We start from the raw sequence: 22,868 nt of genomic DNA, 5'->3' as shown, positions 1-22,868 counted from the left end.
CAAGATGATTCCATTTAACGCACCACCCGTCGTCGGAACTGAACTCGACTATATGCAGTCTGCCATGGGCAGCGGCAAACTCTGCGGTGACGGTGGTTTTACCCGTCGCTGTCAGCAGTGGATGGAACAGCGTTTTCGCAGCGCCAAAGTGCTGCTGACCCCGTCCTGTACGGCATCGCTGGAAATGGCAGCACTGCTGCTGGATATCCAGCCCGGTGATGAAGTGATCATGCCGAGCTATACCTTCGTTTCCACCGCGAACGCGTTTGTTCTGCGCGGGGCGAAAATCGTTTTTGTGGATATCCGACCGGATACCATGAACATTGATGAGACGCTGATTGAAGCGGCGATTACCGATAAAACACGCGCGATCGTGCCGGTTCACTACGCGGGCGTGGCCTGTGAAATGGACACCATCATGGCCATCGCCAAAAAACATAATCTGTTTGTGGTGGAAGATGCCGCGCAGGGCGTGATGTCTACCTACAAGGGACGCGCGCTGGGTACGATCGGCCACATCGGCTGCTTTAGCTTCCACGAAACCAAAAACTACACGGCAGGCGGAGAAGGTGGCGCGACGCTGATTAACGACCGGGCGCTCGTGGAGCGTGCGGAAGTGATCCGCGAAAAAGGCACCAACCGCAGCCAGTTCTTCCGCGGCCAGGTGGACAAATACACCTGGCGCGATATTGGTTCAAGCTATCTGATGGCGGATCTGCAGGCGGCGTACCTGTGGGCGCAGCTGGAAGCGGCGGAACGTATCAACCTGCAGCGTCTCTCCCTGTGGCAAACCTATTACGATGCCCTTGAGCCTCTGGCCAAAGCCGGGCGTATTGAGCTGCCAACCATTCCGGCTGATTGCGTCCACAACGCGCATATGTTCTACATCAAGCTACGCGATAACGACGACCGCAGCCAGCTCATTGCCTGGCTGAAAGAAGCCGAAATTATGGCGGTATTCCACTATATCCCGCTGCACTCCAGCCCGGCGGGTGAAACGTTTGGGGTGTTCGCGGGTGAAGACCGTTACACCACCAAAGAAAGTGAGCGTTTGCTTCGTCTGCCACTATTCTACAACCTCGCGCCAGTTAACCAGCGTACGGTGATTAATACCCTCCTGAGTTATTTCGGCTGATATGTCTCTGGCAAAAGCATCGGTGTGGACCGCCGCGTCCACGCTTGTAAAAATTGGTGCCGGGCTGCTGGTCGTCAAGCTGCTGGCGGTCTCATTTGGCCCCTCTGGTGTGGGACTAGCGGGTAATTTCCGCCAGCTTGTCACCGTCCTTGGGGTGCTGGCCGGTGCCGGTATTTTTAACGGCGTGACCAAATACGTTGCGCAGTACCATGATGATGCGGCTCAGCTTCGCAGAGTCGTGGGCACCTCTTCGGCGATGGTCACGGGTTTTTCGACCCTGATGGCGATTATCTTTCTGCTGGCAGCGGCCCCTATCAGCCAGGGCTTGTTCGGACACACCCATTACCAGGGGCTGGTGCGTCTGGTGGCGTTGGTTCAGATGGGCATTGCCTGGGCTAACCTGCTGCTGGCGCTGATGAAAGGGTTTCGTGATGCTGCCGGGAACGCGCTTGCCTTAATTCTGGGCAGCGTCATCGGCGTGATTGCCTACTACTTCTGCTATCGCCTGGGAGGCTATGAAGGCGCACTGCTCGGACTGGCGCTGGTCCCGGCTCTGGTTGTTGTGCCTGCGGCGCTTATGCTGATGCGTCGGGGCGTCATCCCGCTGAGCTACCTGAAACCGCAATGGGATAAAGTGCTTGCCAGTCAGTTGGGTAAATTTACCCTGATGGCGCTCATTACCTCCGTCACGCTGCCGGTGGCCTACGTGATGATGCGAAACCTGCTGGCGGCGCATTATAGCTGGGATGAAGTGGGGATCTGGCAGGGCGTAAGCAGCATTTCCGACGCCTACCTCCAGTTTATTACGGCTTCCTTTAGCGTTTATTTGCTGCCAACATTATCGCGTCTGACATCCAGGCAGGATATTACCCGTGAGATTTTCCGATCGCTGCGCTTTGTATTGCCGGCGGTTGCAGTTGCCAGCTTTACCGTCTGGTTATTGCGCGATGTTGCCATCTGGCTGCTGTTCTCGGCGAAGTTCACCGCCATGCGCGATCTGTTTGCCTGGCAGCTGGTGGGCGATGTGCTGAAAGTGGGTGCTTACGTTTTCGGCTATCTGGTGATTGCAAAGGCGTCCCTGCGGCTGTATATCCTGGCGGAAATTAGCCAGTTTGCATTGCTGACCTCGTTCTCGCACTGGCTGATACCCGCATACGGTGCGCTGGGGGCGGCTCAGGCCTACATGGCAACCTATATCGTTTATTTCGCTGCCTGTTGCGGCGTATTTTTATTGTGGCGTAAACGCGCATGACTGCACTGATTCACATCCTGGGATCGGATATCCCACACCATAACCAGACCGTTTTGCGGTTCTTCAACGACGAGCTGGCATCGGGTAATCCCGATGCGCGTGAGTTTATGGTTGCAGGTCAGGATAAGGGCCTGAGCGCAGCATTTCCGGCGCTCGCTATTCGCTTCTGGCCGGATAAGGCCTCACTGGCGAAGGCGGTTGTTGCCAAAGCCAAAGCGGATCGTAAGCAACGTTTCTTTTTCCACGGGCAGTTTAATACCGGCCTGTGGCTGGCGCTTCTCAGCGGAGGGATTAAACCCTCCCAGTGCAGCTGGCATATCTGGGGAGCCGATCTCTACGAAGTCTCCCGCGGCTGGAAATTCCGTCTTTTCTATCCCTTACGCCGCATGGCGCAGGGGCGCGTAGGCTGTGTGTTTGCCACCCGTGGCGATCTCAACTATTTTGCTAAACAGCACCCGAGCGTGCGCGGCGAACTCCTCTATTTTCCCACCCGCATGGATCCGGCGCTGAACACCATGGCGAATGACACGGTGCGTGAAGGCAAGCTAACGATCCTGGTGGGGAATTCCGGCGATCGCAGTAACGAACACGTTTCGGCGCTCAGGGCGGTGCATCAGCAGTTCGGCGACACGGTGAACGTGGTGGTGCCGATGGGCTATCCCGCCAACAACGACGCCTATATTGATGAGGTTCGCCAACAGGGACTTGCGCTGTTTAGCGCAGAAAATCTGCACATCCTTAGCGATAAGCTGGAATTTGATGAATATCTTGCGCTGCTGAGAAAGTGCGATCTTGGCTATTTCATCTTTGCCCGACAGCAGGGAATCGGCACGCTGTGTCTGCTGATTCAGGCGGGGGTACCGTGCGTGCTCAACCGCGACAACCCGTTCTGGCAGGACATGGCCGAGCAGCATATTCCGGTGCTGTTTACCTCAGATGCGCTAAATGTCGAGGTGGTACGTGAAGCTCAGCGCCAGCTCACGCTGGTGGATAAAAATAGCATCGATTTTTTCAGCCCGAATTACCTCACGCCGTGGCACCGCGCGCTGCGTATCGCGTCAGGAGACAAAGCATGAGTCAGTTGCAATTCAGCGGCTTACTGGTTGTCTGGCTTCTGAGCACCCTGTTTATCGCCACGCTTACCTGGTTTGAATTCCGCCGGGTGCGCTTCAACTTTAACGTTTTCTTCTCGTTACTGTTTCTGCTGACCTTCTTTTTCGGCTTCCCGCTCACCAGCATTCTGGTTTTCCGTTTTGACGTGAGCGTCGCGCCGCCGGAAATCCTGCTCCAGGCGCTTCTGGCGGCGACCTGTTTCTATGCGGTCTACTACGTTACCTATAAAACGCGTTTGCGTTCAGCGCAGGCTACAGCCCCGCGTCGGGCGCTTTTTACCATGAATCGGGTGGAGACCCACCTGACGTGGGTGATGCTGATGACCATCGCCCTGGTCAGCGTCGGTATCTTCTTCATGCATAACGGCTTCCTGCTGTTTAAGCTCCACTCCTATAGCCAGATTTTTTCGGCCGAAGTCTCGGGCGTGGCGCTTAAGCGTTTCTTCTACTTCTTCATTCCGGCGATGCTGGTGATCTTTTTCCTGCGTCAGGACAGCAAAGCGTGGCTGTTCTTCCTGGTCAGCACCGTCGCGTTTGGCATCCTGACCTACATGATTGTGGGCGGTACGCGCGCGAACATTATTATCGCCTTCGCGATCTTCCTGTTTATCGGCATCATTCGCGGCTGGATCTCGCTGTGGATGCTGGTTGCGGCAGGGGTGTTTGGCATAGTGGGGATGTTCTGGCTGGCACTGAAGCGCTACGGGATGAACGTGGCGGGAGATGAGGCGTTTTACACGTTCCTCTACCTGACGCGCGATACGTTCTCGCCGTGGGAAAACCTGGCATTACTGCTGCAAAACTACGACAAGATTGATTTCCAGGGGCTGGCGCCGATTGTTCGCGACTTCTACGTCTTTATCCCTTCCTGGCTATGGCCGGACCGGCCTGGTGTGGTGCTCAATACCGCGAACTATTTTACCTGGGAAGTGCTGAACAACCATTCCGGTCTGGCAATCTCGCCAACGCTGATTGGTTCCCTGGTGGTGATGGGCGGGGCGTGGTTCATTCTGCCCGGGGCGGTTGCCGTGGGGCTGATTATCAAGTGGTTTGACTGGCTTTACGTGCGGGGCAACGAAGAGACCAACCGCTATAAAGCCGCCATTTTGCACAGTTTCTGCTTTGGTGCCATTTTCAATATGATCGTTCTGGCGCGCGAAGGGTTGGATTCATTCGTGTCGCGCGTGGTGTTCTTCATGGTCGTTTTCGGCGTCTGCCTGTTACTGGCCAAACTGCTGTACTGGCTGTTTGACAGCGCAGGGCTTGTGCACAAGCGCGAGCGGCAGGGCAGCACAACGCTGTCGCAAGTCTAAGTAAGGATAGTAATGACTGATAAAATTTCTGCACCGCGCTATGCGCTACGTGGCCTGCAGCTTATTGGCTGGCGCGACATGCAGCACGCGCTGGACTTTCTGTTCGCCGACGGCCAGATGAAATCCGGTACGCTGGTGGCCATCAACGCGGAAAAAATGCTGGCGGTTGAGGATAATGCGGAAGTCAAAAGCCTGATTGAAGCGGCTGAATTTAAATACGCTGATGGGATCAGCGTGGTCCGCTCTATCCGTAAAAAGTATCCTGACGCTAATGTTTCCCGCGTGTCGGGGGCCGATCTCTGGGAGCAGCTTATGGCCCGCGCAGGTGCGCAGGACACGCCCGTGTTCCTGATTGGCGGTAAGCCGGAGATACTGGCCCAGACGGAGGAGAAACTGCGTCGTCAATGGAATGTTAATATCGTCGGCAGCCAGGATGGTTACTTCAAACCGGAAGATCGGCTGGCAGTGTTTGAGCGCGTTCGTGACAGCGGGGCGAAAATTGTCACCGTGGCGATGGGGTCCCCGCGCCAGGAGATCCTGATGCGTGACTGCCGTCTGGTCTGTCCGGATGCCCTCTACATGGGCGTTGGCGGTACGTACGACGTCTTTACCGGCCACGTTAAGCGTGCGCCCAGGGTCTGGCAAAATCTGGGACTGGAGTGGCTGTACCGCCTGCTATCGCAACCGACGCGCATTAAACGACAGATCCGTCTGCTTCGCTACCTCGCCTGGCATTACACCGGGAAAATGTAATCAAAATGTAGCGCGATATGCTATTCGCGCTGCAACTCGCCTGCAAAACTGCTGACAATCTGTGCAATGCATTCATTTTTTTAATGCATCGTTTGCCATTTGGCCGATTTTAAGAAACCATTCGCTCCGTATTTTAGTACCCCTAAAAAACAATACCCGGTCTTAAGCCGGGAAACAGCAAACACAATTGAGGATCTATGGCAGAGAAAAAACCGGAGCTACAGCGTGGACTGGAAGCTCGTCATATTGAACTGATAGCGCTGGGCGGCACTATCGGCGTGGGCCTGTTTATGGGCTCCGCAAGTACGCTCAAATGGGCAGGCCCTTCCGTATTACTGGCGTATATTATTGCCGGGCTGTTTGTTTTCTTCATTATGCGTTCCATGGGCGAAATGCTCTTCCTGGAGCCGGTAACCGGCTCGTTCGCCGTTTACGCGCATCGTTATATGAGCCCGTTCTTTGGCTACCTGACGGCCTGGTCATACTGGTTTATGTGGATGGCGGTGGGCATCTCAGAGATCACCGCGATAGGGGTCTACGTCCAGTTCTGGTTCCCGGACATGGTCCAGTGGATACCCGCGCTCATTGCCGTGGGGCTGGTGGCGCTGGCAAACCTGGCCGCCGTGCGCCTTTACGGTGAAATTGAGTTCTGGTTCGCAATGATCAAAGTCACCACGATTATCGTGATGATTGTCGTCGGCCTGGGCGTGATTTTCTTCGGCTTTGGCAACGGTGGACACGCTATCGGCTTTGGCAACCTGACCGAAAACGGCGGCTTCTTCGCTGGCGGCTGGAAGGGCTTCCTGACGGCGCTGTGTATCGTTGTGGCCTCGTATCAGGGCGTGGAGCTGATCGGCATTACCGCCGGTGAAGCGAAAAACCCGCAGGTCACACTGCGTAGCGCGGTAGGCAAAGTGCTGTGGCGCATCCTGATTTTCTATGTGGGTGCAATCTTCGTTATCGTAACCATCTTCCCGTGGAACGAAATTGGCACGACCGGCAGCCCGTTTGTTTTAACCTTCGCCAAAATTGGTATCACGGCGGCGGCGGGTATCATCAACTTTGTGGTCCTGACGGCAGCGTTGTCAGGCTGTAACAGTGGGATGTACAGCTGCGGACGTATGCTCTATGCGCTCTCGAAGAACAACCAGTTGCCTGCGGCGATGAGTAAAGTCTCACGTGCCGGGGTGCCGGTGGCGGGGGTGGCGGTCTCCATTGCGATCCTGCTGATTGGCTCTTGCCTGAATTACATCATACCTAACCCGCAGCGCGTGTTCGTTTACGTCTACAGCGCCAGCGTACTGCCGGGCATGGTGCCGTGGTTTGTTATCCTCATCAGCCAGCTGCGCTTCCGTCATGCGCACAAAAAGGCGATTGAAAGCCATCCGTTCCGCTCAATTCTGTTCCCGTATGCGAACTATTTGACGATGGCGTTCCTGATTTGCGTATTAATCGGGATGTACTTTAATGAAGATACCCGCATGTCGCTGTTTGTCGGGGTGATCTTCCTGGCGGCTGTGACGGCTGCATATAAGCTTTTTGGCCTGGGCCGCCGTGCCACCACGCAGAAAGTGGAGGAATAAGCGGCAAAATGTGCAAACCATAACCAAACGCGCATTTTTTTCAAAAAAGCACTAGACAGCGGGGACGGAGGTACGTAATATCCAGCCCCGCAACGGCGCTAAGCGCCCGTAGCTCAGCTGGATAGAGCGCTGCCCTCCGGAGGCAGAGGTCTCAGGTTCGAATCCTGTCGGGCGCACCATTAACCCGGTGCTGGAGCTGCGGTGGTCTGAGAAGTAGTCAGTACCGCGTGAAAGAATACAGTGGTGGCTATAGCTCAGTTGGTAGAGCCCTGGATTGTGATTCCAGTTGTCGTGGGTTCGAATCCCATTAGCCACCCCATTATTTGAAAGAGTTGTGAATTGCGAAGGTGGCGGAATTGGTAGACGCGCTAGCTTCAGGTGTTAGTGTCCTTTGGATGTGGGGGTTCGAGTCCCCCCCCTCGCACCACGACTTTTTAAATGAATTGAACTAAAAATTCAAAAAAGCAGTACATCGGCGAGTAGCGCAGCTTGGTAGCGCAACTGGTTTGGGACCAGTGGGTCGGAGGTTCGAATCCTCTCTCGCCGACCAATTTTGAACCCCGCTTCGGCGGGGTTTTTTGTTTTCTGTGATTCTTCATTCCTGTCGTCATTCCCCAACAACGTCCTTTTTCATTGTCGCAATCAAGCGACATATAACTCATTGAAAGTTAGGTAAATAACTGTTTATGGGTTTTGCTGTCTCCTCCTGGCGACATCTTCCTGCCTTTTCCCGACACGTTGTAGAGCTTAAGACGTTACTTAACAGCATAATTTCCTTTTATCTTAAAATGTTGCGTCATGTAAAAGTTCTGGGTGTCATGTTGGCACGTTACGTGCAATAATATGCGTGTAGATGCTCATTCCATCTCTTATGTTCGCCTTAGTGCCTCATAAACTCAGGAATGACGCAGAGCCATTTACGGTGCTTATCGTCCACTGACAGATGTCGCTTCGGCCTCATCAGACACCATGGACATAACGTTGAGTGAAGCACCACATATGTTGTCTTACAGACCTGTTTTAACGCCTGCTTTTATAGCAGGCGTTTTTTTATGCCTTATTCCCGATACCTGCGCATGATCAGGGCGACCAATAGCAGGGCAACTGACGAGACCGTATAGAGCGCCAGCACTGAGCCAAGCCCAACAGCCACCATCGCTGCAATACCGGTGAAAAGAGAGGCGCTGAGCGTTTGCCAGCGCCAGGCTTTCCCGCTGGCTGAAGCGGTTTGCGTGAGATGAAAACTACTGAGTACGCCAAACGTGCCCGCTGCGAAGAGAATATTCGAGGCCAGATGCGCGATAAAGATCATGCTCAGCGCACATGCCGTCCACCCGGACAAAAACGGCAGCACACCATAACCGGTCAGAAAGATACCGAGACAAACGATGATGCGCGGCGTGTGAGCGGCAAAGCGCGTCAGGCTCTCTTTTTTTAGCAGCATGGGGCCGCAAAGTTGTCCCATGCTCCTTGCGAAAAGCAGCGGCAGAGCAAGGCCCGCCGCATCCTGAGGATGGATTTGCTGTGCCAGCGCCGGAAGCAGCGCCATGGCCGGTGAGCCGACGGCCGCCAGCGACGGCAGGATGAGCAGGCTGCGTTTCTGCCGAACGGTCAACGTCCGCCAGCGTAATGCCGCAGGGGCTTCCTCTTCCTCGGGGGGCGTGAGTGATGGCGCAGAAAACCGGCGTCCAGCCAGCCATAGCATGAGCAGTGACCCGAGAAAGCTGGCGGCATCAATGGTCAGCAGGGTAAACACGGAAGTCTTCTGGAACAGCACCACGCCCAGGCCGGTCCCTAACAATACCTGCGAGGCAAAAATCACATTTTCCAGACAGGTCGCAGCAGGCAGCTCTGCTTCACTGAGGCCGCGCTTGAAGAGCAACGTCAGCGCGGGCCAGCTCATCCCGCTGAGCAGCGCCTCGGTGGATTGTACGGCGAGTAATGCGGCAACGCTGTGATAACCCACACCAAGCAGGGGAAAGAGCAGAGCCAGCAGGCCCAACCCTTCGGTCAGTATCAGCAGGGATATTGGAGAACAGCGTGAGCACAGCTTTTCGCCGATCGTACTGCCGATAAATCCCGGTACCGTAGCGAAAAGAAAAGCAAGGGTTAGCAGAGCAGGCGAGGCCGACCACGCTAACAGCAAGCCGAAGACCACAACCTGGGTTAAGCCATTCCCCAACGAAGAAAAGATAAAAGCACAGGCAAGCAGGCGCAGCCAGCGGTGGCCGCGCAGCGCTTCAATAAGCGTATATAAAAGCGAGTTCATGACGATTTCCTTTCAAAAACGATTTAATCCACGCTGCAGAATGTGCGCGTGTGTGAAAAAAAGTTAATGAAAAGACATCGTTACATTGGCGGGTTCGTTTGCGGATGCGGGTGTAAAGAATGTAGCAGGAGAAAGGCGATAAAAAAAGGAGGCCATCTGGCCTCCTGATTAATTACTGCTGCGTACCGTTATTTTGCAGCGTCAGCAACAGCCCATCACGGCGCATGGCGGCCGCTTCTTCCGGCTTATGCTGCTTGTCCAGCGTATCGGCAAGCCATGCGTAGTCAAACGCGTCCGGACGCTGCTTGAGCGCTGCACGGAAGGCGAGGCTCGCCTCCTGCCATTCGCCGTGCTTCATCAACGACTGGCCGAGCGTGCTCCACAGCAGTGGACGATCGCCAACGGTTTTAATTTGCTGACGCAGCACTTTTTCGATTTGCTCAGGATTGTTGGTTTTCAGGCGCGGGATCACCATCACCAGACGATCGTCGTACTGGCGCTTCAGACCGTCGAGGAGGATCTCCTGAGCCGTGTCGTGATCGTCACATTCAATAAGATGTTCCGCCATCGCCACCTGCAGAGGAACCTGCTGACGCGTTTTCCGGCTCTGATTCTTCCACCACGTTTTCAGACCGTCGCTGCCCAGGTCAGCGCGCGCCTGATCCATCAGGCCAATCCACGCCAGACGCTGAAGCTCGTCACGATGTTCATCGTCGCCCACCTCGGCCTTCGCCATCGATGGAATGATGTCCAGCAGTGAGCCCCAGGCGCCGGTACGGATGTAGGCCTGCTCGGCAAGGCGCAGCACTTCCGGATGACGTGGTGCGACTTCCAGCAGGCGGTCGATGCCGTGGCGAGCCGCGTGATTCTCATTACGTGCCAGCTGCAGACGAACGCGCGTGATTTCCACCGGAATCGGGTCGCCGTGAGCCAGCTCAGCCGCCCGTTCCAGGTGCTGATTGGCGCGTGCTTCATCACCGCGCTGCTGCGCTGCTTCGGCCGCCAGCAGATAGTTCACCACCGGCTGTTCGGCGTGGTCGGCGTTTTTCGACATCAGCTTTTCAACCTGCTGATAATCACCCTCTGCGAGCTTAAGCAGCGCCTGCTCGGTCTGCTTACGGGCGCGGCGGCGCTTGCGGCCAACGAACCAGCCGCGCGTATGGGCACCGGTACGGAAAATACGGCGCAGGATCCACTCGATCGCAAACAGCACCACAACGCCGAGGATCAGGATGATCGTCAGGCCCGTTACGCTGGTTTCGATGTTGTAGTTATCGGTCTGGATCAGGACGTAACCCTGATGCCCCGCAAGCATGGGGCCCAGCACGATCCCGGCGATCAGCAGGATGAAGAGTAAGAGGACTTTAAGCATCATTACTCTCCTTGCGGCGCGCTTTCAGGCGCAGGAGCAGGTGCTGCTCCGCTCGTCTGCTCTGCCGGTACGCCCGGCTGTGCCAGCAGATTACGCACGCGCGTTTGCATCAGTTTCTCCAGAATCGGCTGGCTGGCCAGCTTATCCGGCACGTTCATGGTGATGTTCTGCTGGCTCAGCTTATCAATGTCTTCGAGGAAGGCGGTGGTCGTCGCATCATCGGTGTTGTAGTAGGCGCGGACCCACGTTGAGACGTTATCCAGCGCCTGCTTGTAGGTCTCTTCCTGATGACGCGGTACGGCCTGCGCCGCCACCAGCAGACGGGAACGAATGTTCTCGCGCAGATAGATGTCCTGGTTCGGTGCCAGCAGCGGCACGGCGGTTTCGTCGCGACGGCGGATAGTGATGAAGCTGTCCATAAAGTTCTGCCAGCTTTTCTGCAGGTTTATGCGCCATTCGCTCAGGGAGCTGGACAGCTCGGTACCGTCGGAATCCATCGGGGAGTCGTCGTCGTTGTTATCCGCCAGCTGCAGGTTATCAATCTGATTTGAAAGCTGATTCACCTTGAGGATAATGCCGTCGTAGTCCACCTGTGAGACGGCGGAGAGGCTGGCGATGTCTTCGGTGATCGCGCGACGGGCGGTGATAAGGCTTGGATCGTTCATGTCTGCCAGGCTCGCATCGGCGCTTTTCAGCAGCGCCGCGGCAGTGGTGACGTCCTGATCGCTCCAGAGCTTACGTCCGGCGAGCTTCACCAGGAAGTCAGCCTGCGAGAGCAGCCAGGTTTTGGCATCGGTGCCGGAAATGGTAGCGACTTTCTGCTGTACTTCACCCAGCTGTTTGGTCAACTCTTCCTGTTTGCTGTTCGCTTCGGCAAGCGCAGCGGCCTGCTGCTTAATCACGGCCTCCAGCTCGGTTTTCTGCGTCTCCTGCTCTTTTTGCAGGGCAGTGAGTTGATTCACCAGCGCATCGCTGGTGGACGTCTGGTTAGCGCCCTGTTGTTTCACCAGACCGTACAGGCCAACCCCTGCTGCCAGCGCGATGGCGATGGCAATCGCGCTCAGCGTGAGGCTCGTTTTGTTGCTGCCGTTTTTCTTCTCAGCGGTTTTCTCTGTCGTCTCTGGCTGTGGCGTCGTCTCCACAGTCTCCCTGGTCTCTTCAACCACGGCGGAGGATTTGTCGTGTTCCGTCATTATGGCTTCCCATTTGAGAGTTATTGTAATGCGCGCAGCAGCGCATCGTTGTCGGCGTTATCAGCGATCCGAATATCCTGCCAGCCCAGTTCCCGGGCCTGGTTCGCCAGACGCTCACTGACGACCAGAAGCCGACAGCGGAGTAACCAGTTTTCGCGATACCAAAGCGGTATCAGCGACCAAAGCTGTTGTAACATTTCACCGCTGGTGACCACCAGCGTATTAATGCCGCGCGCGTGCCAGCGCATCGCCTCTTCCGCGCCATCGTAGTGTTTTGCACAGCGCTGATAGCACTCAATGAACGTCACGTCTGCACCACGTTCACGCAGCGTTTCGCCCAGCAGTTCGCGGCCACCATTACCGCGCAAAATGAGCGCACGCTTTCCGGCAACAGTTTGTAATTCAGGTAATTGTAGCAAGACTTCACTGATTTCCCGATCTAACGGGTAACGAACGTCCGCGCTGCTTACGGTATGCAGCGCCAGGGCCGTTGTGCGGCCAATCGCGAAATAGCGGGGGGCGGTTGGCCAGGTCAAACCCTGCTGTTGCAGCTGCGCGTGGGCAAATTCCACGGCATGTTGCGACAGCGCAAACAGCAGGTCGCCGTCCTGAAGGGTATCCATCTGGTCGGCGAGCGCAGAGAGCTCGCGACCGGGGGAGAATTCTATGAGCGGAAAACTCCAGGCCACCTGCCCCAGTGCGCGCAGACGGCTCACTAATTGCTCTCCTGCGGGAGAAGGGCGGGTGACGAGAATACTCATGCAGGGGGTTCTCCATTATAAACGTCAGCCAGAATCTCGCGGGCGCCGTTATCCAGTAACTCTTCGGCCAGCGAAACGCCAAGCTGCTCGGCATCTTGCGCTTTACCGCGACGTTCGCCGCGCACCATCTGCGAACCGTCAGGGGCACCCACCAGCGCGCGCAGCCACAGTTCGCCATTCGTCAATTCAGCATAGCTGCCAATTGGAACCTGGCATCCCCCTTCGAGGCGGGTATTCATCGCACGCTCGGCTTTTACGCGGGTAGCGGTATCGTCATGGTTCAGCGGTGCGAGCAGTTCGCGGGTACGCGCATCGTCCAGACGGCACTCGATGCCGACGGCACCCTGGCCCACGGCCGGCAGCGACAGCTCTGGCGGTAACGCCACGCGAATGCGCGACTCCAGCCCCAGACGCTTCAGGCCGGCAACGGCGAGGATAATGGCATCGTAATCGCCGTTATCCAGCTTGCCCAGACGCGTGCCGACGTTACCGCGCAGCGAGCGAATGATCAGGTCAGGACGACGTTCCGCCAGCTGACACTGACGGCGTAAACTGGACGTGCCAACCACGCTACCTTCTGGCAGCGCGTCGAGGGAGTCATAGTGGTTAGAGACAAACGCATCGCGCGGATCTTCGCGCTCGCAGATGGTCACCAGCCCCAACCCTTCCGGGAACTCGACGGGTACGTCTTTCATCGAATGTACGGCGATATCGGCGCGGTTCTCAAGCAATGCCAGTTCCAGTTCTTTGACAAACAGGCCTTTGCCGCCCACTTTCGCCAGGGGCGTATCGAGGATCACGTCACCGCGCGTGACCATCGGCACCAGCTCGACGCGCAATCCACTGTGGCAGGCCTCAAGGCGCTGCTTCACATAATGTGCCTGCCAGAGCGCGAGAGGGCTTTGGCGTGTGGCAATTCTCAAAACATTGTCTAACATGCTTGTTACCGTCATTATCAATCGCTAACCATCCTAACATTGTTGACTCTGGGATGGCAGTTTTACGGTTGATGAAGCGCGAGAGGGACAAGGCGGCGTATTCGCCAGCCATAGCCGTATTCAGGAATTTACACGTACAGAACGGTGCTACACTTGTATGTAGTGCATCTTTCTTTACGGTCAACCGGCAAGGTGTTAAATTGATCACGTTTTAGACCATTTTTTCGTCGGTACCACCAAAAATGATAAGGGCGAAAAAGGGTAACGGTTATCTTTTTGAAATACTGCGGGTCCGCTGTTACTCGTGTTTTGAATAGCTGCGACACCCGGAAACATCAGGCGATACGTCTTGTACCTCTATATTGAGACTCTGAAACAGAGACTGGATGCCATAAATCAACTGCGTGTGGATCGCGCGCTTGCTGCTATGGGCCCTGCTTTCCAGCAGGTATACAGTCTGCTGCCGACATTATTGCACTATCACCACCCGCTGATGCCTGGCTACCTTGATGGTAACGTTCCCCAGGGCATTTGCCTTTTCACGCCTGATGAAACCCAACAGCATTATTTGAACGAGCTGGAACTCTACCGCGGCATGCCGCCACAGGAGTCCCCGAAAGGTGAACTGCCGATTACCGGCGTTTATTCAATGGGGAGCACCTCATCGGTAGGGCAAAGCTGTTCTTCGGACCTGGACATCTGGGTCTGCCATCAGTCCTGGCTCGATAACGACGAGCGTCAGCTGCTGCAGCGTAAATGCAGCCTGCTGGAGAGCTGGGCGGCATCGCTCGGTGTGGAAGTGAGCTTCTTCCTGATTGATGAAAACCGTTTCCGCCATAACGAAAGCGGCAGTCTGGGTGGTGAGGACTGCGGCTCGACTCAGCACATCTTATTGCTGGATGAATTTTACCGTACTGCTGTGCGCCTGGCCGGGAAGCGTATTTTGTGGAATATGGTCCCGTGCGAAGAAGAAGAGCATTACGATGATTACGTCATGTCGCTTTACGCGCAGGGCGTACTGACGCCAAACGAATGGCTGGATCTCGGCGGCCTGAGTTCCCTGTCAGCAGAAGAGTATTTCGGCGCAAGCCTCTGGCAGCTCTATAAGAGTATCGACTCACCGTACAAAGCGGTGCTGAAAACGCTGCTGCTTGAAGCCTATTCCTGGGAATACCCTACGCCGCGCCTGCTGGCGAAAGATATCAAGCAGCGTTTGCACGACGGGGAAATCGTCTCCTTCGGGCTGGACGCCTACTGCATGATGCTGGAGCGCGTGACCGAATACCTGAAAGCCATTGATGACACCACGCGTCTTGACCTGGTGCGTCGATGTTTCTATCTCAAAGTCTGTGAGAAGCTGAGCCGCGAGCGCGCATGCGTGGGCTGGCGTCGTGAAGTGGTCAGTCAGTTAGTGAAAGAGTGGGGATGGGACGAAGCGCGTTTGTCCATGCTCGACAACCGGGCCAACTGGAAAATCGATCAGGTGCGCGAAGCGCATAACGAACTGCTCGATGCGATGATGCAAAGCTACCGTAATCTGATCCGCTTTGCGCGCCGTAACAACCTCAGCGTTTCCGCCAGCCCGCAGGACATCGGGGTATTGACCCGTAAGCTGTACGCCGCGTTTGAAGCGCTGCCGGGCAAAGTCACCCTGGTTAACCCGCAGATTTCGCCTGACCTGTCAGAACCGAACCTGACCTTTATCTATGTACCGCCGGGCCGCGCGAACCGCACCGGGTGGTATCTGTACAACCGTGCGCCAAGCATGGATTCAATCATCAGCCATCAGCCGCTGGAATATAACCGCTATCTGAACAAGCTGGTGGCCTGGGCCTGGTTTAACGGCCTGCTGACCTCGCGTACGCGCCTGTTTATCAAAGGCAACGAGGTGGTCGATCTCGCTAAGCTGCAGGAGATGGTCGCGGATGTGTCGCACCACTTCCCGCTGCGTCTGCCTGCCCCAACGCCGAAAGCGCTCTACAGCCCGTGCGAGATTCGCCATCTGGCGATCATCGTCAACCTGGAATATGACCCGACGGCGGCCTTCCGCAATCAGGTGGTCCATTTTGACTTCCGCAAGCTGGACGTCTTTAGCTTTGGCGAGCAGCAAAACTGTCTGGTCGGCAGCGTGGACCTGCTCTACCGCAACTCGTGGAACGAAGTGCGTACCCTGCACTTCAACGGCGAGCAGGCGATGATCGAAGCGCTGAAAACCATTCTCGGCAAGATGCATCAGGATGCCGCGCCGCCGGACAGCGTGGAAGTGTTCTGCTACAGCCAGCACCTGCGTGGGTTGATTCGTACCCGCGTGCAGCAGCTAGTCTCTGAGTGTATCGAACTGCGTCTCTCCAGTACCCGTCAGGAAACCGGGCGCTTTAAAGCGCTGCGCGTCTCCGGTCAGACCTGGGGCCTTTTCTTCGAGCGCCTGAACGTGTCGGTACAGAAGCTGGAAAACGCCATCGAATTCTACGGCGCGATTTCGCACAACAAGCTGCACGGCTTGTCGGTGCAGGTGGAAACCAACCACGTTAAGCTGCCGCAGGTGGTGGACGGCTTTGCCAGCGAAGGGATTATTCAGTTCTTCTTTGAAGAGTCGGGCGACGATGCCGGGTTCAACATCTACATTCTGGATGAGACCAACCGCGCCGAGGTGTATCACCATTGTGAAGGCAGTAAAGAGGAGCTGGTGCGCGACGTTAGCCGCTTCTACTCCTCTTCGCATGACCGTTTCACCTACGGCTCAAGCTTTATCAACTTTAACCTGCCGCAGTTCTACCAGATTGTGAACGTCGACGGTCGTACGCAGGTGATCCCGTTCCGGACCCAGGCCGTCACGCCTGCCGCGCCTGCCAATCAGGACACCGCGCCGCTGTTGCAGCAGTATTTCTCCTGAGTCTTTTCGCCGGGTGGCGCTAACGCTTACCCGGCCTACGGTTCGAGCCGTTGTAGGCCCGGTAAGGCGTAGCCGCCACCGGGCGACAAAACTACCTGAAACTCACTGCCTCACCCGCCTGCGCGGTCGACGCCTGTTCCAGCAGATCCCAGAACGTTACGCCGCTGCGGTCGCAAACCCATTCCCCGTCTTTCAGATCGAAATGATAGCCGCCCTGTTTCGCGGCCAGCCAGACCTGGTGAAGCGGCTCCTGGCGGTTAATAATAATTTTGCTGCCATTTTCGAAGCTCAGGGTCAGAATACCGCCGTTGATTTCACAATCGATATCGCTGTCGCCGTCCCAGTCGTCAATACGCTCTTCGATGGTCATCCACAGGTTGTCGGCAAGGCGATGGAATTCACTGTCGTTCATGGTTTTGTTCCTGTTTTTCGTGATGCCGGCAGTATAACCCTAAATAATTCCCGTTGCAGGAAAGCGGCAAACTCTTGCTTTTGTGTCTTCTCCTGCGATGATAGAAACAGATTTGAACTTACGGGCAATTTTATAATGAAAAACGCTTTCCGAACGCTTGCCGTTCTCATCACGCTGTTTAGCCTGACTGGCTGCGGACTGAAGGGACCACTGTACTTCCCACCTGCGGATAAAACCGCACCGCCGCCGACGAAACCGGTTAACAGCGGCATTGAGTCTTCCACGCCAAACACTAACGACCGTGGCGACAACGGCGGTCCGACTCAGGTTAATCTCTGACGACAACGTTCTGTACCCGCGCAATGGAGCAAATGATGCAGTTCTCTAAAATGCATGGCCTTGGCAACGATTTTATGGTCGTCGACGCGGTAACGCAGAATGTGTTTTTCTCCCCGGAACTGATCCGTCGCCTGGCGGATCGGCATCTGGGCGTGGGGTTCGATCAGCTGCTGGTGGTTGAGCCGCCGTACGACCCCGACCTCGATTTCCACTACCGTATTTTTAACGCGGACGGCAGCGAAGTTAACCAGTGCGGCAACGGCGCGCGCTGTTTTGCCCGCTTTGTCCGTCTGAAAGGGCTGACCAACAAGCGTGATATTCGCGTCAGCACGGCCAATGGTCGCATGGTGCTCAGCGTCACCGATGATGAACTGGTGCGCGTGAACATGGGCGAGCCTAACTTTGAGCCCTCCGTCGTGCCGTTTCGCGCAAACAAAGCGGAAAAGACCTATATTATGCGTGCGGCCGAGCAGACAGTATTGTGCGGCGTCGTCTCAATGGGTAACCCACACTGCGTGATTCAGGTTGATGATGTGCAAACCGCGGCGGTCGAAACGCTCGGCCCGGTGCTGGAAAGCCACGAACGTTTCCCGGAGCGCGCGAACATCGGTTTTATGCAGGTGGTGAAGCGCGAGCACATTCGCCTGCGGGTTTACGAGCGCGGCGCGGGTGAGACTCAGGCCTGCGGAAGCGGTGCCTGTGCGGCGGTGGCCGTGGGCATCTCCCAGGGGTTACTGGCAGAAGAGGTTCGCGTGGAATTACCGGGCGGTCGGCTTGATATCGCCTGGAAAGGACCGGGTCATCCACTGTATATGACTGGCCCGGCGGCACATGTCTATGACGGGTTTATCCATCTATGAAACAACCAGGGGAAGAACTGCAGGAAACAGTGACGGAACTGGACGACAGAGCTGTTATTGATTATCTGCTGCGCAATCCTGAGTTTTTTGTTCGCAATGCACGCGTTGTCGAAGAGATGCGCGTGCCGCATCCGGTTCGCGGGACCGTGTCGCTGGTGGAATGGCATATGGCGCGCGCGCGCAACCATATCAACCAGCTTGAAGAGAACATGACGCTGCTGATGGAGCAGGCCAGCACCAACGAAAGCCTGTTCTATCGTCTGCTGCATCTGCAGGCGCGTCTGGCGTCGGCCCACAGCCTTGACGAGTTCCTCAGCCGCTTCCACCGCTGGGCTCGGGAGCTGGGGCTAGCAGGCGCAACGATTCGCCTGTTCCCTGACCGCTGGCGCATTGGCGCGCCGTCGGGGTTTACCCATCTGGCACTGAGCCGTCAGGCGTTTGAACCGCTGCGCATTCAGCGTCTGGGCCATGAGCACCACTATCTGGGGCCGCTTAATGGACCTGAGCTGCTGGTGGTGTTGCCGGAGGCCAAAGCGATTGGCTCGGTGGCGATGTCGCTGATGGGGCGCGATGGCGATCTGGGCGTTATCTTATTTACCAGCCGCGACGCGCATCACTATGAGCAAGGGCAAGCCACCCACCTGCTGCAGGAGATCGCCCTGATGCTGCCCGAGCTGCTGGAGCGCTGGATTGAGCGCGTATGACGGACGGACTGCTCGCCACTGACGTTTCGCGCTTTCTGCGCTATCTGGGCGTGGAACGCCAGCTCAGCCCCATTACGCTGCTTAACTATCAGCGTCAGCTTGATGCCATCATGCAGATCGCCGACGAGATCGGCCTGAAAAGCTGGCAACAATGTGACGCTGCGACGGTACGCGGGTTCGTCGTGCGTAGCCGTAAAAAAAATCTCAGCCCGGCGAGCCTGGCGCTCAGGCTCTCAGCGCTGCGCAGTTTCTTCGACTGGCTGGTCAGTCAGGGTGGCTTAAAAGCCAACCCGGCAAAAGGGATCGCCACGCCGAAGGCGCCGCGCCATCTGCCTAAAAATATTGACGTTGACGACGTAAACCGCCTGCTGGATATCGACCTCAACGATCCGCTTGCCGTACGCGACCGCGCAATGCTGGAGGTGATGTACGGTGCCGGGCTGCGTCTGTCTGAACTCGTCAACCTTGACCTCAAGCATCTCGATCTGGAATCTGGCGAAGTGTGGGTAATGGGTAAGGGCAGCAAAGAGCGCCGCCTGCCGATTGGCCGCAATGCGGTCTCCTGGATTGAGCACTGGCTTGACCTGCGCGGGCTGTTTGGCTCTGACGAAGATGCGCTGTTCCTGTCGAAACTCGGCAAGCGGATCTCGGCGCGTAACGTGCAGAAGCGCTTTGCGGAGTGGGGCATTAAGCAGGGGCTGAACAGCCACGTGCATCCGCACAAGCTGCGCCACTCCTTTGCAACACATATGCTTGAGTCGAGCGGCGATCTTCGCGGCGTGCAGGAGCTCCTCGGGCACGCAAATCTGTCTACCACTCAAATCTATACCCACTTAGACTTCCAACACCTTGCCTCGGTGTATGACGCGGCGCATCCACGCGCCAAACGGGGGAAATAATGCGTTTTTACCGCCCACTCGGTCAGATCTCAGCTCTGACGTTTGACCTTGATGACACCCTTTATGACAACCGCGAGGTGATCCTGCGTACCGAGCAGGAATCCCTGGCATTCGTGCAGAACTACCATCCCGCGCTGAAGGCGATACAGAGCAAGGATTTCCAGAAGCTGCGCCAGTCCCTGCGGGAGACCGAGCCGGATATTTACCACGACGTGACCGAATGGCGTCGTCGTGCGGTAGAGCAGGCGATGCTCAACGTGGGTCTGAGCGTGCAGGACGCGGCCATCGGTGCCGAAGCGGCCATGGAAAACTTCGCCAAATGGCGCAGCCGTATCGACGTGCCGCAGGAAACCCACGACACGCTGGCGAAGCTTGCCGAAAAGTGGCCGCTGGTGGCCATCACCAACGGCAATGCCCAGCCCGAGCTGTTTGGCCTGAGTGATTACTTTGAATTCGTGCTGCGTGCGGGTCCTCACGGGCGCGCGAAGCCGTTCAGTGACATGTACCATCTGGCGGCAGATAAGCTTAACCTGCCGCTGGGTGAGATCCTGCACGTGGGGGATGACCTGACCACGGACGTGGCCGGGGCTATTCGCTGCGGCATGCAGGCCTGCTGGATCAAGCCGGAAAACGCTGACCTGATGAATGCCTCCGATAGCCGTCTTCTGCCGCACGTGGAAATTTCGCGGTTGGCATCCCTCACGACGCTGATATAATCATCAATTGTTCTGTATAAATTAACAGGGTTTTGGCGAATGCTATTCGCCTGCCCGACATGACGTGACGGTGCCAATGGACGTTTCTTACCTGCTCGACAGCCTTAATGACAAACAGCGTGACGCGGTTGCCGCCTCGCGCACCAACCTGCTGGTGCTGGCTGGAGCGGGCAGTGGTAAGACGCGCGTGCTGGTTCACCGTATCGCCTGGCTGCAGAGCGTGGAAAACTGCTCACCGTACTCCATCATGGCGGTCACGTTCACCAACAAGGCGGCGGCGGAGATGCGCCACCGTATCGCCCAGCTGATGGGCACCAGCCAGGGTGGCATGTGGGTTGGCACCTTCCACGGTCTGGCGCACCGCCTGCTGCGTGCGCACCACATGGACGCCAACCTGCCGCAGGATTTCCAGATCCTCGACAGCGAAGACCAGCTCCGTCTGCTGAAGCGCCTGATCAAGGCGATGAACCTCGACGAGAAGCAGTGGCCGCCGCGTCAGGCGATGTGGTACATCAACGGTCAGAAAGACGAGGGGCTGCGCCCGCACCACATTCAGAGCTTCGGCAACCCGGTCGAGCAGACCTGGCAGAACGTCTACAAGGCCTATCAGGAAGCGTGCGATCGCGCCGGCCTGGTGGATTTTGCCGAGCTGCTGCTGCGCGCCCACGAGCTGTGGCTCAACAAGCCGCACATCCTGCAGCACTACCGTGAACGCTTCACCAATATCCTGGTGGACGAATTCCAGGATACCAACAACATCCAGTACGCGTGGATCCGCCTGCTGGCCGGTGATACCGGCAAGGTAATGATCGTGGGCGATGATGACCAGTCGATCTACGGCTGGCGCGGGGCGCAGGTGGAGAACATCCAGCGCTTCCTCAACGATTTCCCCGGCGCGGAAACTATCCGTCTGGAGCAGAACTACCGCTCAACCAGCAACATTCTGAGCGCGGCCAACGCCCTGATTGAGAACAACAACGGGCGTCTGGGTAAAAAGCTGTGGACCGACGGCGTCGACGGTGAACCGATTTCGATTTACTGCGCGTTTAACGAACTCGACGAAGCGCGCTTCGTGGTCAACCGCATCAAAACCTGGCAGGACAACGGCGGCGCGCTGGAGCAGTGTGCCATTCTCTATCGCAGCAACGCCCAGTCGCGCGTGCTGGAAGAGGCGCTGCTGCAGGTGGGGATGCCGTACCGCATTTACGGCGGTATGCGCTTCTTCGAACGTCAGGAAATTAAAGATGCGCTCTCGTATCTGCGTCTGATTGCCAACCGTAACGACGACGCGGCGTTTGAGCGCGTGGTCAACACGCCGACCCGCGGGATTGGCGACCGCACGCTGGACGTGGTGCGTCAGGCCTCGCGCGATCGCCAGCTGACGCTGTGGCAGGCGTGCCGCGAGCTGCTGCAGGAAAAGGCCCTCGCCGGACGTGCCGCCAGCGCATTACAGCGCTTCCTTGAGCTGATTGACGCCCTGGCGCAGGAAACCGCCGACATGCCGCTGCACGTGCAGACCGACCGGGTGATTAAAGACTCCGGCCTGCGCACCATGTACGAGCAGGAAAAAGGCGAGAAGGGCCAGACTCGTATTGAGAACTTAGAGGAACTGGTCACGGCGACGCGCCAGTTCAGCTACAACGAAGAAGACGAAGACCTGATGCCACTGCAGGCGTTCCTCTCCCACGCCGCGCTGGAAGCGGGCGAAGGGCAGGCGGACACCTGGCAGGATGCGGTTCAGCTGATGACCCTGCACTCCGCCAAAGGTCTGGAGTTCCCGCAGGTGTTCATCGTTGGCATGGAAGAGGGGATGTTCCCGAGCCAGATGTCGCTGGATGAAGGCGGCCGTCTGGAAGAGGAGCGTCGTCTGGCCTACGTGGGCGTGACGCGCGCGATGCAAAAGCTGACGCTAACCTACGCCGAAACCCGCCGTCTGTACGGTAAAGAGGTCTACCACCGTCCGTCGCGCTTTATCGGCGAACTGCCGGAGGAGTGCGTGGAGGAGGTGCGTCTGCGGGCGAGCATCAGCCGTCCGGTCAGCCATCAGCGCATGGGCTCGCCGATTGCGGAAACCGACACCGGCTTCAAGCTGGGCCAGCGCGTGCGCCATTCGAAGTTTGGCGAAGGTACCATTGTGAATCTGGAAGGCAGCGGCGAGCATAGCCGCCTGCAGGTGGCGTTCCAGGGGCAGGGGATCAAATGGCTGGTGGCGGCCTATGCGAAGCTGGAAACAGTCTAACATTCAGAAAAATATCATTATTTTGCAATAATCTGCTAGCCTTATACAGTGAAGGTCAATTAATGCCCTTCAGCGTTCCGTTGCGTGTTGACGCCACAGTTATAGCTGGCGTAACATGCGCGCAC

General features: G+C 56.9%; 19 protein-coding genes and 4 tRNA genes. 17 read left to right on the top strand and 6 right to left on the bottom strand.

From position 1 onward, the window contains the following. The first annotated feature begins 4 nt into the window (after positions 1-4). The 10 genes from rffA to AC4IC4_RS22110 all read left to right on the top strand — a co-directional run bounded on the left by rffA (position 5) and on the right by AC4IC4_RS22110 (position 7,698). On the top strand, positions 5-1,135 hold the full coding sequence (gene rffA / locus AC4IC4_RS22155; protein ID WP_491471897.1) for a dTDP-4-amino-4,6-dideoxygalactose transaminase: 1,131 nt from the start codon (positions 5-7) through the stop codon (positions 1,133-1,135). 1 nt (position 1,136) lies between these two features. Next, the gene (gene wzxE / locus AC4IC4_RS22150; RefSeq protein WP_491471896.1) at positions 1,137-2,387 is read left to right on the top strand and encodes a lipid III flippase WzxE; all 1,251 of its coding nucleotides are present in this window, start codon (positions 1,137-1,139) and stop codon (positions 2,385-2,387) included. Further along, a complete protein-coding gene (locus AC4IC4_RS22145) occupies positions 2,384-3,463 on the top strand; it encodes a TDP-N-acetylfucosamine:lipid II N-acetylfucosaminyltransferase (protein WP_420277583.1) in 1,080 nt (359 codons plus the stop codon). Before wzxE ends, AC4IC4_RS22145 begins: the two co-directional genes overlap by 4 nt. Continuing rightward, positions 3,460-4,812, top strand: coding sequence for an ECA oligosaccharide polymerase (gene wzyE, locus AC4IC4_RS22140; RefSeq protein WP_048989608.1), 1,353 nt, complete (start codon positions 3,460-3,462; stop codon positions 4,810-4,812). The genes AC4IC4_RS22145 and wzyE overlap by 4 nt, the downstream gene beginning before the upstream one ends. Positions 4,813-4,824: 12 nt before the next feature. Beyond that, positions 4,825-5,565 carry a lipopolysaccharide N-acetylmannosaminouronosyltransferase gene (gene wecG, locus AC4IC4_RS22135; RefSeq protein WP_491471895.1) on the top strand — a complete coding sequence of 247 codons (741 nt, stop codon included), beginning with the start codon at positions 4,825-4,827 and terminating at the stop codon, positions 5,563-5,565. 197 nt (positions 5,566-5,762) lie between these two features. After that, positions 5,763-7,148 (top strand): bifunctional threonine/serine APC transporter ThrP, encoded by a 1,386-nt coding sequence (gene thrP / locus AC4IC4_RS22130; protein WP_024907972.1) that lies wholly within the window; start codon positions 5,763-5,765, stop codon positions 7,146-7,148. A 102-nt stretch (positions 7,149-7,250) separates the two neighbouring features. Next, a tRNA-Arg gene (locus AC4IC4_RS22125) sits at positions 7,251-7,327 on the top strand. 64 nt (positions 7,328-7,391) lie between these two features. After that, a tRNA-His gene (locus AC4IC4_RS22120) sits at positions 7,392-7,467 on the top strand. A 22-nt stretch (positions 7,468-7,489) separates the two neighbouring features. Next, positions 7,490-7,575, top strand: a tRNA-Leu gene (locus AC4IC4_RS22115). A gap of 46 nt (positions 7,576-7,621) precedes the next feature. Further along, positions 7,622-7,698 (top strand) — tRNA-Pro (locus tag AC4IC4_RS22110). A 507-nt stretch (positions 7,699-8,205) separates the two neighbouring features. On the opposite strand, the gene AC4IC4_RS22105 is transcribed toward AC4IC4_RS22110, so the two are convergent. From AC4IC4_RS22105 to hemC, 5 genes are all read right to left on the bottom strand, one after another. Further along, entirely contained in the window at positions 8,206-9,417 is a 1,212-nt protein-coding gene (locus AC4IC4_RS22105; protein ID WP_032646080.1) for an MFS transporter, read from the bottom strand. A 172-nt stretch (positions 9,418-9,589) separates the two neighbouring features. Further along, complete coding sequence (gene hemY / locus AC4IC4_RS22100; protein ID WP_008501551.1) at positions 9,590-10,789, bottom strand: protoheme IX biogenesis protein HemY; 1,200 nt, start codon at positions 10,787-10,789, stop codon at positions 9,590-9,592. Between the two features lie 2 nt (positions 10,790-10,791). Then, positions 10,792-11,982 (bottom strand): uroporphyrinogen-III C-methyltransferase, encoded by a 1,191-nt coding sequence (hemX, locus tag AC4IC4_RS22095; protein WP_032646078.1) that lies wholly within the window; start codon positions 11,980-11,982, stop codon positions 10,792-10,794. 20 nt (positions 11,983-12,002) lie between these two features. After that, positions 12,003-12,743 (bottom strand): uroporphyrinogen-III synthase, encoded by a 741-nt coding sequence (hemD, locus tag AC4IC4_RS22090; protein WP_024907976.1) that lies wholly within the window; start codon positions 12,741-12,743, stop codon positions 12,003-12,005. After that, positions 12,740-13,681, bottom strand: a complete 942-nt coding sequence (gene hemC / locus AC4IC4_RS22085; protein WP_032646077.1) for a hydroxymethylbilane synthase — start codon at positions 13,679-13,681, stop codon at positions 12,740-12,742. The genes hemD and hemC overlap by 4 nt, the downstream gene beginning before the upstream one ends. Positions 13,682-14,030: 349 nt before the next feature. Here hemC and cyaA point away from each other — a divergent pair, with 349 nt between their 5' ends. Then, entirely contained in the window at positions 14,031-16,574 is a 2,544-nt protein-coding gene (cyaA, locus tag AC4IC4_RS22080; protein WP_023309629.1) for a class I adenylate cyclase, read from the top strand. Positions 16,575-16,665: 91 nt separating this feature from the next. On the opposite strand, the gene cyaY is transcribed toward cyaA, so the two are convergent. Beyond that, a complete protein-coding gene (gene cyaY, locus AC4IC4_RS22075; RefSeq protein WP_024907979.1) occupies positions 16,666-16,986 on the bottom strand; it encodes an iron donor protein CyaY in 321 nt (106 codons plus the stop codon). Between the two features lie 135 nt (positions 16,987-17,121). Between cyaY and lptM the strand changes: the two genes are divergently transcribed. The 6 genes from lptM (at position 17,122) to uvrD (ending at position 22,743) form a co-directional block, all read left to right on the top strand. Then, entirely contained in the window at positions 17,122-17,325 is a 204-nt protein-coding gene (lptM, locus tag AC4IC4_RS22070; RefSeq protein WP_032646076.1) for an LPS translocon maturation chaperone LptM, read from the top strand. A 35-nt stretch (positions 17,326-17,360) separates the two neighbouring features. Further along, positions 17,361-18,185, top strand: a complete 825-nt coding sequence (dapF, locus tag AC4IC4_RS22065; protein ID WP_024907981.1) for a diaminopimelate epimerase — start codon at positions 17,361-17,363, stop codon at positions 18,183-18,185. After that, positions 18,182-18,889 carry a DUF484 domain-containing protein gene (locus AC4IC4_RS22060; protein WP_491471894.1) on the top strand — a complete coding sequence of 236 codons (708 nt, stop codon included), beginning with the start codon at positions 18,182-18,184 and terminating at the stop codon, positions 18,887-18,889. Before dapF ends, AC4IC4_RS22060 begins: the two co-directional genes overlap by 4 nt. Beyond that, positions 18,886-19,788, top strand: coding sequence for a tyrosine recombinase XerC (xerC, locus tag AC4IC4_RS22055; protein ID WP_024907983.1), 903 nt, complete (start codon positions 18,886-18,888; stop codon positions 19,786-19,788). Before AC4IC4_RS22060 ends, xerC begins: the two co-directional genes overlap by 4 nt. Continuing rightward, positions 19,788-20,504: a 5-amino-6-(5-phospho-D-ribitylamino)uracil phosphatase YigB gene (yigB, locus tag AC4IC4_RS22050; RefSeq protein WP_491471893.1), complete on the top strand. Its 717-nt coding sequence runs from the start codon at positions 19,788-19,790 to the stop codon at positions 20,502-20,504. The genes xerC and yigB overlap by 1 nt, the downstream gene beginning before the upstream one ends. Positions 20,505-20,580: 76 nt before the next feature. Next, complete coding sequence (gene uvrD, locus AC4IC4_RS22045) at positions 20,581-22,743, top strand: DNA helicase II (protein ID WP_491471892.1); 2,163 nt, start codon at positions 20,581-20,583, stop codon at positions 22,741-22,743. Positions 22,744-22,868 lie beyond the last annotated feature (125 nt).

This window comes from Enterobacter sp. Taxon_2 (genome assembly GCF_058355295.1).
This window is presented reverse-complemented; position numbering and strand designations above follow the sequence as displayed.